This is a genomic window from Croceivirga radicis (assembly GCF_002072105.2).
Classification (GTDB): Bacteria; Bacteroidota; Bacteroidia; order Flavobacteriales; family Flavobacteriaceae; genus Croceivirga; species Croceivirga radicis.
In genome coordinates this window covers 449,702-459,267 of sequence record NZ_MTBC01000002.1, presented here as the reverse complement: position 1 = coordinate 459,267, position 9,566 = coordinate 449,702, and the positions used below count along the sequence as shown (strand labels likewise).

Annotated in this window: 8 protein-coding genes; 7 read left to right on the top strand and 1 reads right to left on the bottom strand. The window is 41.0% G+C overall.

Annotated elements, in window-relative coordinates; genetic code table 11:
• The 7 genes from BUL40_RS15725 to BUL40_RS15720 all read left to right on the top strand — a co-directional run.
• The coding region (locus BUL40_RS15725) for a hypothetical protein (RefSeq protein ID WP_394336966.1) at positions 1–809 on the top strand (809 nt) is incomplete at its 5' end.
• Complete coding sequence (locus tag BUL40_RS04935; protein ID WP_080318298.1) at positions 809–1,972, top strand: T9SS type B sorting domain-containing protein; 1,164 nt, start codon at positions 809–811, stop codon at positions 1,970–1,972. The genes BUL40_RS15725 and BUL40_RS04935, both read left to right, overlap by 1 nt.
• A 143-nt stretch (positions 1,973–2,115) precedes the next feature.
• Positions 2,116–5,922, top strand: coding sequence for a beta strand repeat-containing protein (locus BUL40_RS04930; RefSeq protein ID WP_141239639.1), 3,807 nt, complete (start codon positions 2,116–2,118; stop codon positions 5,920–5,922).
• The gene (locus BUL40_RS04925; protein WP_080318296.1) at positions 5,922–7,070 is read left to right on the top strand and encodes a gliding motility-associated C-terminal domain-containing protein; all 1,149 of its coding nucleotides are present in this window, start codon (positions 5,922–5,924) and stop codon (positions 7,068–7,070) included. The genes BUL40_RS04930 and BUL40_RS04925 overlap by 1 nt, the downstream gene beginning before the upstream one ends.
• Before the next feature lie 70 nt (positions 7,071–7,140).
• Positions 7,141–7,872 carry a M15 family metallopeptidase gene (locus BUL40_RS04920; protein WP_080318295.1) on the top strand — a complete coding sequence of 244 codons (732 nt, stop codon included), beginning with the start codon at positions 7,141–7,143 and terminating at the stop codon, positions 7,870–7,872.
• A gap of 40 nt (positions 7,873–7,912) precedes the next feature.
• Positions 7,913–8,680 (top strand): M48 family metalloprotease, encoded by a 768-nt coding sequence (locus BUL40_RS04915; protein ID WP_010517726.1) that lies wholly within the window; start codon positions 7,913–7,915, stop codon positions 8,678–8,680.
• A 167-nt stretch (positions 8,681–8,847) separates the two neighbouring features.
• Positions 8,848–9,015: a DUF6747 family protein gene (locus tag BUL40_RS15720; RefSeq protein WP_176465448.1), complete on the top strand. Its 168-nt coding sequence runs from the start codon at positions 8,848–8,850 to the stop codon at positions 9,013–9,015.
• 93 nt (positions 9,016–9,108) lie between these two features.
• On the opposite strand, the gene BUL40_RS04910 is transcribed toward BUL40_RS15720, so the two are convergent.
• Complete coding sequence (locus BUL40_RS04910) at positions 9,109–9,492, bottom strand: ankyrin repeat domain-containing protein (RefSeq protein WP_080318294.1); 384 nt, start codon at positions 9,490–9,492, stop codon at positions 9,109–9,111.
• Positions 9,493–9,566 lie beyond the last annotated feature (74 nt).

The following is a 9,566-nucleotide window of genomic DNA, read 5'->3' as shown; positions in this document are numbered from 1 at the left end:
AGAACATACCTGTAAATCTTGACTTGGACAGTACCGATGATTTTGACGGAACTTGGACCGCATTGACTGGCGTTCCTACCGATTTATTGGATGGGGATGCTGATACGCAATACACCGCTGGTGCTGGGTTAACTTTAACCGGAACAGAGTTCGCCGTGGACGCTACAACTTTACCAAATTTTGGAACCACAGATTTAACCCAAACTGCAACAGAAGACAGAAACTACAATATAAATGGTAATGATCTATTTTTTAGAAATGGCCAAATTGGTATTGGAGCTCTTGCGGGAGCTCCTCAAAGCATGCTAGATGTAAATGGACAAATACAAGCTAGAGATGGATTTGCCGCAAATACCGGTAGTGTAACTAATCCGCATTATGGTTTTGCAACAAATGGTGATACTAATACAGGAATGTATAGAATTAGTGAAGACAATCTAGGTTTTACCACTGGTGGTATTGAAGCCTTAAGAATTGATGATAACCAAAATGTTGGTGTTGGCAGTACCAACCCAACTTCTAAATTGGACATTGCCGGTTCTGTAGCTAAACCCATTACCGTTGAAAACACTAGCATAACATTGGATGAAACCAATTACACGGTTATTCTTGATGGTACAACAGCAATAATCTTACCTATGGCGGGTACATGCGAAGGGAGGGTATATAGAATTATTGCCCGAGGCAACTCATATACTTTAAACATTAATATTTTAGATTCTGATGGTGGTGGTATTGATGAAACTTCAGGTACCACACGGAATTTAGTGTTGCAAAGTGATGGAACTAATTGGTATCAAATCAACTAATGAAAAAACTACTTTACATATCGTTTTTTACATTAAGCAGTGTAGCAACGGCCCAAGATGCGCTATTTAATAGTGGCGGTTTTCAATTGCATGATAATGGCGCTATAGGTTTCCATACCAATTGGATCAACACGGCACCATTTGTTGCAGAGCAAGGCTTGGTCGGTTTTTACGGAGACAACCCCGTTCAGGTGCTAGGCAATAGCAACCCCACCCTTTATGATTTGGAACTATTTGCGCCTGGTGGTGTATTTTTAGGCAACACCATCAACATAAACAACAATGCAAACTTTATTGCAGGTAACCTATTAAGTTCCTTGAACAACAATACGGTTTACCTTAATTTTATGGATAATGCCTTTTTCACCGGTGAGGACGATTTAAGAAAGGTTTCTGGTATAGCGGCCATTACCAATAAACGTATTTTCTCTTTTCCCGTAGGTGATGTTAGCATGTTACGCCCACTAACCCTAAGCTCTGAAAACACCAACGCCTTTGCTAGTTGTAAATACCTATTTCAAAACCCTAGCAATCCGTTTTCCATTGAGGAAACCTTTGACACCCAAGAAAAAATAAGAGACATAGGAGAAATCAGCGAAAGGGAATTTTGGGTACTTACGAGTACACAACCCTCTAGGGTAACCATAAATTGGAATACGCGCAGTGAATTGTTTAACCTAGCCAATAGCGTAGACGATATTATTTTAGTAGGTTGGTCCAAGGTAAATGCGCAATGGGTCATTATTGGCAATAGTGCGTTAAGCGGAGATGTAGACCAAGGTTTTTTAACCTCGGAAACATTTGTACCAGATGATTATGCCGCCCTAACCTTTGGTACCGTACCCTTGCCAACAGATACTTTTGCGGTGAACAACCCAACCTTGGGCAATTATTTTGTTTCGCCCAATGCAGACGGCATTAACGATGTTTTAATTTTTGATGCATTGGATCCAACAGCACCCAATGAAGTCTACATTTACAACCGTTTTGGACAACGGGTTTTTTACAAAGAAAACTACACCAATGAATTTGCGGGCTTCTCTAATATAGACAACTTTGTTGTTGGCAGGGATAAAGGCTTACCTGCCGGGATTTACTACTACACAGTTAGTTTGCCTCAGCAAGAATTAAACTATCAAGGCTTCTTTTATTTAAAAGACTAATCTTTAAAGTTCTACCCCTCCCAGTCAACCTAAAATAAACTAGACCACAAAATTTATAATTTTTGTAGTCCTTTTCTTAGTTTCTTACAACATATTTTCTTCTTAATTTTTAGTTAAATCTATTTTGCGGGAAAATTAGCACAATGATGATTTCCCCATCCAAAAGATTACTTATAGGTTTTCTATTTTTTACCTGCTACCAATTGGCAACAGCTCAAGTAAAAATTGGAGCAGATGTGAACACCATTAACCCGGCCTCACTTTTAGAGTTAGAGAGTACCAGTAAAGCACTGGTTCTTACTCGTGTAACCAATCAGCAAATGAATGCCATTTTTCCATTAAATGGTGCCTTGGTCTATAATACAGACACCCAATGCGTATATTTTTATAACGGTACGGCTTGGACTAATTTGTGTAATGCCAATAGCGGTTCAAGTGCATTGACTGATAACGGCAACGGCACATTCACCTTTTTAGATGCGAATGGTGTAAGCACAACTTTTTACGGTCAGCCAGAAACGGTGAGTACATTAACAGCCACTGGTGCAGCACAATATACTTATACGAACGAATTAGGCGAAACCACCATAATTGATATTCCTACCTTAAATTTCTCTGGAAGTTTTAACGACCTTACCGATGTACCAGCCAACTTAGATTTGGATAGTACAGATGACTTTTCCGGTGCGTGGGCCGATTTGACAGGAGTTCCAGCTAACTTAGATTTAGATAGTACTGATGATTTCTCAGGAGACTTTGGTGACTTGGCCAACATTCCTCTTGGTCTAGCCGACGGTGATGATGATACCACCTACTCCGCTGGAGCAGGGATCACCATTACGGGAACAACCATCGCAACGGATAATTCCTCCATTGCTCCTGCATGGGCAAACATAACAGGAATTCCAGCTAATCTGGATATCGATGCCACCGATGACTTTTCCGGAGCATGGGCCGATTTGACAGGTGTTCCTGCTAACTTAGACTTGGATGCTACGGATGACTTTTCTGGAGCTTGGGCCGATTTGACAGGTGTTCCAGCCAACTTGGATTTGGATAGCACAGATGATTTCTCAGGTGATTTTGGGGACTTGGTAAACATTCCTGTTGGACTTGCTGATGGAGATGACGATACCACCTACTCCGCCGGAGCAGGAATTACCATTACGGGAACAACCATCGCAGCAGATAATTCCACCATTTCTCCTGCATGGGCTAATATTACTGGCATTCCAGCTAACTTGGATTTGGATAGCACAGATGACTTTTCTGGTGATTTTGGTGACTTGGCCAACATTCCTGTTGGTCTAGCCGACGGTGATGATGATACCACCTACTCCGCTGGAGCAGGAATTACCATTACGGGAACAACGATTGCAGCAGATAATTCTACCATTGCGCCTGCATGGGCTAATATTACTGGCATTCCAGCTAATCTGGATACCGATTCCACCGATGACTTCTCTGGAGCTTGGGCTGATTTGACTGGTGTTCCAGCTAACTTGGATTTGGACAGTACCGATGATTTTTCTGGAGCATGGGCCGATTTGACAGGTGTTCCAACCAACTTAGATTTGGACAGTACCGATGATTTCTCTGGAGCTTGGAGTGATTTAACAGGCGTTCCGGCCAACTTAGACTTGGATGCTACAGATGACTTTTCTGGTGCGTGGGCCGATTTGACAGGTGTACCAGCCAACCTAGACCTGGATAGCACCGATGACTTTTCTGGTGCTTGGGCCGATTTGACAGGTGTTCCAGCCAACTTAGATTTAGACAGTACCGATGACTTTTCTGGTGCGTGGGCTGATTTGACTGGTGTTCCAGCCAACTTAGACTTGGATAGCACAGATGATTTTTCTGGAGCATGGGCTGATTTGACAGGCGTTCCGGCCAACTTGGATTTGGATAGTACTGATGATTTCTCAGGTGATTTTGGTGACTTGGCCAACATTCCTGTTGGTCTAGCCGATGGTGATGATGATACCACCTACTCCGCTGGAGCTGGTCTGACCTTAACTGGAACCGCATTTGCAGTAGACAACAGCTCGATCGCACCAGTTTGGACCAACATTTCCGGAGTACCGGCTAATTTGGATACCGATGCTACCGATGACTTCTCTGGAGCTTGGGCTGATTTGACTGGTGTTCCAGCCAACTTAGACTTGGATGCTACGGATGACTTCTCGGGAGACTTTGGAGACCTGGCCAATATCCCTGTAGGTCTAGCCGACGGTGACGACGATACCACTTACTCCGCTGGAGCAGGAATTACCATTACAGGAACAACCATCGCAGCAGATAATTCCACCATTGCTCCTGCATGGGCAAACATAACAGGAATTCCAGCCAATTTGGATACCGATGCTACCGATGACTTTTCTGGTGCGTGGGCTGATTTGACAGGTGTTCCAGCCAACTTAGATTTGGACAGTACCGATGATTTTTCTGGAGCATGGGCCGATTTGACTGGTGTTCCTGCCAACTTAGATTTAGATAGCACCGATGACTTTTCCGGGGCGTGGGCCGATTTGACAGGTGTTCCGGCTAACTTGGATTTGGATAGCACAGATGATTTCTCAGGTGATTTTGGTGACTTGGCCAATATCCCTGTAGGTCTAGCCGATGGTGACGATGATACCACCTACTCCGCCGGAGCGGGAATCACCATAACAGGCACAACGATTGCAGCAGATAATTCTACCATTGCGCCTGCATGGGCTAATATTACTGGCATTCCAGCCAATCTGGATACCGATGCTACCGATGACTTTTCAGGAGCATGGGCCGACTTGACAGGAATTCCGGCCAATCTGGATACCGATGCTACCGATGACTTTTCTGGGGCGTGGGCCGACTTGACAGGTGTTCCAGCCAACTTGGATTTGGATAGCACAGATGATTTCTCAGGTGATTTTGGTGACTTGGCCAACATTCCTGTAGGTCTAGCCGACGGTGATGATGATACCACCTACTCCGCCGGAGCGGGAATTACCATTACGGGAACAACCATCGCAACGGATAATTCCACCATTGCGCCTGCATGGGCAAACATAACAGGAATTCCAGCTAACTTGGATTTGGATAGCACAGATGATTTCTCTGGTGTGTGGGCTGATTTGACAGGTGTTCCAGCCAACTTGGATTTAGATAGTACTGATGATTTTTCTGGAGCATGGGCTGATTTGACAGGCGTTCCGGCCAACTTGGATTTGGATAGTACAGATGACTTTTCTGGGGCGTGGGCCGACTTGACAGGTGTTCCAGCCAACTTAGATTTGAATAGTACAGATGATTTTTCTGGTGCTTGGGCCGATTTGACAGGTGTTCCAGCCAACTTAGATTTAGATAGCACAGATGATTTCTCAGGTGATTTTGGTGACTTGGCCAATATCCCTGTAGGTCTAGCCGACGGTGACGATGATACCACCTACTCCGCCGGAGCGGGAATCACCATTACGGGAACAACCATCGCAGCAGATAATTCTACTATAGCCAACCTTGCCAATGCAAACTTAACTTTACCAGCTGCTATTGTACGAACTGTAAATCAAAATGGAAGCGATATTGCTTTTACCGGAAATGGAAATATTGGTATCGGAGATGGGGCTAATCCCCCAACTAGCAAATTAGATGTTGCTGGCGAAATAAAGGCAGAAGGCATAAATGTTAGTGGGGCATTGGCAACACCAATAGATGTTACCACAGGAAATTTAACTTTAGACGAAACCCACCACACTATTATCATTGGGGGTAACCATACCATTACCCTTCCTGCCGCTTCTAGTTGCAAGGGTAGAATGTACATTATAAAAAACCCAACTGCTTTAGCCGTAAGCATAAGTCTTTATAAAAATCTTTTAGGATTGGATATTACACTTGTTCCCTTACAGAAAGTAATTTGGATTCAGAGTGATGGCGCTAATTGGCAACTGATAAGTCAGATATAATGAGAACAATTCTTTTAATATTCTGGTTAGGCCTTTATTCAATCAGCGCTCAAGAAGTGCTAAGGCATGATGGTGGGCTACAACTTTTTGAAGAAGCTCAAATTGGTATTTTTTCAAATCTTGATAATAATGCCAGTTTAGAGCTTAACCAAGGGCTAATTGGTTTTTACGGGAATACCAATCAGACAATCAACGGTTCGTTACCCGTAGATTTTTATGATATGGAACTTTTTAATTCAAATGGTATTACCTTAAGCACATTGGCTACAATTGAAAACAATTTAAATTTTGTTGCTGGAAATATTAATTCAATTGGTACCATTGAGGCGCCTTTACTAACTTTTAATGAAAGTGCCTTTCATACTGGAGCCTCAGATCAATCTAAAGCTATTACTCCCATTCAAAGCCTAGCCAAGTCACAATTTGTACTTCCTTTGGGAACAACAGACTATTACCGGCCAATTGAAGTAGCTTTTTCAGAAACAAGCTTTGACTTACAAAGTATGTACAAATGGGTTGGAAACGATGATTCTTTTCAGTCTAATTATTCAATAAATCAGAAAGAATCATCCATTAGAACAATAGAAAACCAAGAAATATGGGAAATAGAAAATGTAATGGGTGCATTACAAGTAACATTGCATTGGGATAACAGAACAACTTCTAGCGAGACTATCGAAGACATTGATAATATAATAGTTGTTGGATGGCATCGAGTGGATCAAGAATGGCATAATTTAGGTAATTCAGAAACCACAGGAACTAGGGAAAATGGCACAATAACATCATTTATTTTTGATGGCCCGGATTATACGGCTGTAACTTTTGGCACTATTACCAATTCAAACCCAAAATTTGAAATTAGTAGTCAATTAATTAGTCCTAACGGAGATGGAATCCATGATGCGTTGACTTTTGAAAATATTGATGAAATGCCAAACAATGTTTTAGAAGTATACAATAGATATGGTATTTTGGTTTTCAAACTAAAAAATTACACTGCGGATTTTGTTGGGTATGCCAATGTAGATAACGCCATAACCCGTTCTAAAGGCTTGGCCTCTGGAATTTATTATTATATACTGACTAATAAGGATGACGGAGAAATGTTTCAAGGATTTTTCTATCTAACTCCAATCAATAATTAAAGTCAACCGGCTAAAATATTATCAAAGCATTTAACGTTATTGCTATACCTTTACCGTAAACAAACGATTAATGCAGAGAAGAAGCTTTATAAAACGTAGTTCTATGGCCGGTATGGCACTTACCACCCTACCATCCTTTTTTAATAACCAAGATGCGTTTTACACAACAAAAGAGCTTTTAGGACAAGCAGATATAGAATTGTTTGGAAAAGGTATTAATCTTCGAAAAGAGGCGCACGATGCTTTTATTTTAATGAAAAAAGCAGCCTACCAAGATGGGTTCGATTTAAAAATGGTCTCTAGCTATCGTAGTTATGAACGCCAAAAGGCCATTTGGGAACGCAAGTACATCAAATACACCCAACAAGGCATGAAACCCTTAGATGCCATGGCAAAGATTATAGAATATTCTACAATACCTGGTACCAGTAGGCACCATTGGGGAACGGATATGGATATTATAGATGGTTATGCGAAAGTAACGGGTGACGTTTTGGTTCCTTCCAAATTTGAAGCTGGCGGCCCATTTGAAAAATTTAAATTGTGGTTGGATGAAAATGCTCAAAGTTTTGGCTTTCATCTAGTTTATACGGATAATTACTTTAGAAAAGGTTTTAAGTATGAACCCTGGCATTATAGCTACGCTCCCTTATCCAAACCCATGCTAAAGCAATACCGAAAATTGAATATCCTAAAATTGCTTTCACAAGCCGAAATGGAAGGCTCCGAACATTTTACTAGAGGTTTTTTAATGGAATATATACACAATAATATTTTGGATATTAACCCAGATTTATTGTAACCTGCTTTTTTGTAACTTTCCTTCGCTAAACATTAACATTATGAGAGGTAGAGGAAATTGGAAAATCCGAATCTTAATAGGTCTGGCTATTGTAGCCTTTGCATACTTTAACAAATGCAGCAACACAGAAACCAATCCGTATACGGGTAGGGAACAGCACATAACCATGGAACCGGAGCAAGAAATTGCCATTGGTCTGCAAAGTGCGCCCGAAATGGCACAGCAACATGGCGGTTTGTACCCAGATGAGCAATTACAAGCCTTTGTAGATGCCGTGGGCAATAAGCTGGTTAGAAACAGCATAGCCAAGGACACACCTTATAAATACGATTTTCATTTGTTGGCAGATGACCAAACCATAAATGCATTTGCATTACCTGGCGGCCAATGTTTTATAACCTACGCCTTGTTTAAACAATTAAACGAAGCACAGTTGGCCGGTGTAATGGGGCATGAAATTGGTCATGTTATTGGTAGGCACTCTGCAGAACGTATAGCGGAGAGCCAATATTGGCAAAATATTGCTATGGGTGCTTCCGTTGGTGCAGATGCAGGTAGTATTGTTGGGGCTATTGGCCAAAACACCTTGTTAAAAAACGGTCGTGGAGATGAATTGGAAAGTGACGATTTAGGCGTATTGTTAATGATAAAATCTGGGTACGATCCGTACGAAATGATTGAAGTAATGAAAATATTAAAACAAGCTGCTGGTCCTAACCGTGTTCCTGAATTTCAAAGCACCCACCCAGACCCGGTTAATAGAATTGAAAAAATAAAAGAAAGCATTAAAAAATACCAAGGTGCCTAAAAAACCACCGCAACGTTCATTTTAATAAAATATTATGGTTGCAATCGAAGAAAAGCAACATTTTACCGATCATTTGATTTGTTCTATCGAAAATGCGTATCTTTATGTGACCAAATCTTATCGACAGTGACTTAGCCCCTTGTAGCTCAACTAAAAAAAACTACAACATGGGGACACTATTAGACTTTAAAAACGTATACTTCAGGGCATTTGAGAACTGCAAGCCAGAATTTTTGGTGGTGCTTTTAAAAGCCTATTCCATATTTTGCGCAGGGATGATTTTTGTTGCGATGTACGCATTCATGTACAGGGCAATAACAGGTTTTAGATTTTAACACGCACATTTCCTTTTACGAGAACACTATAGGAAATAAATAAACCCGTTGCTATGCAACGGGTTTTATATTTATTCTTACTACTAAGTACCTTTACGAAGCCTTATTTAAAATTACAATCACTTCAGAGGCATTGGCCATTTCCGCGTATTTTTTCACGGTAAATCCTTGGTCACAACGTTTTTTAAGATTTGCGCCTTTCTTGATCAATAGTTTTAAAATTTCTGGTCTGTTGTACCGTGCGGCGTAATGCAAAGGCGTTTTACCAAGATATTTCCTATCTAAATTTTCTCCTGCCTCTATCATTTCTTGAACCCTATTGATATCGCCTTTAATAATAGCTTTACAAAAAGATTCTGCTGCAAGAGAATGTAAGGTTATACCTTCAACATTTTTAAGATTTTCGTTTGCGATAGCCGATGGTACTGTGCATAATAATGCCATGGCCATCCCTAGGGATAGGACTGTTTTTTTCATGATGTTTGTTTTTTATTGATGAATTAATTGATATAACAAAGAGACGGTATTATTCAGTAATTGTTACCGGATTA

Excerpts from the sequence above, each read along its gene's own strand:
- BUL40_RS04925 (WP_080318296.1), top strand. The coding sequence starts at position 5,922 with ATGAGAACAATTCTTTTAATATTCTGGTTAGGCCTTTATTCAATCAGC.
- BUL40_RS04935 (WP_080318298.1), top strand. The coding sequence starts at position 809 with ATGAAAAAACTACTTTACATATCGTTTTTTACATTAAGCAGTGTAGCA.
- BUL40_RS04910 (WP_080318294.1), bottom strand. The coding sequence starts at position 9,492 with ATGAAAAAAACAGTCCTATCCCTAGGGATGGCCATGGCATTATTATGC.
- BUL40_RS04930 (WP_141239639.1), top strand. The coding sequence starts at position 2,116 with ATGATGATTTCCCCATCCAAAAGATTACTTATAGGTTTTCTATTTTTT.
- BUL40_RS04920 (WP_080318295.1), top strand. The coding sequence starts at position 7,141 with ATGCAGAGAAGAAGCTTTATAAAACGTAGTTCTATGGCCGGTATGGCA.
- BUL40_RS04915 (WP_010517726.1), top strand. The coding sequence starts at position 7,913 with ATGAGAGGTAGAGGAAATTGGAAAATCCGAATCTTAATAGGTCTGGCT.
- BUL40_RS15720 (WP_176465448.1), top strand. The coding sequence starts at position 8,848 with ATGGGGACACTATTAGACTTTAAAAACGTATACTTCAGGGCATTTGAG.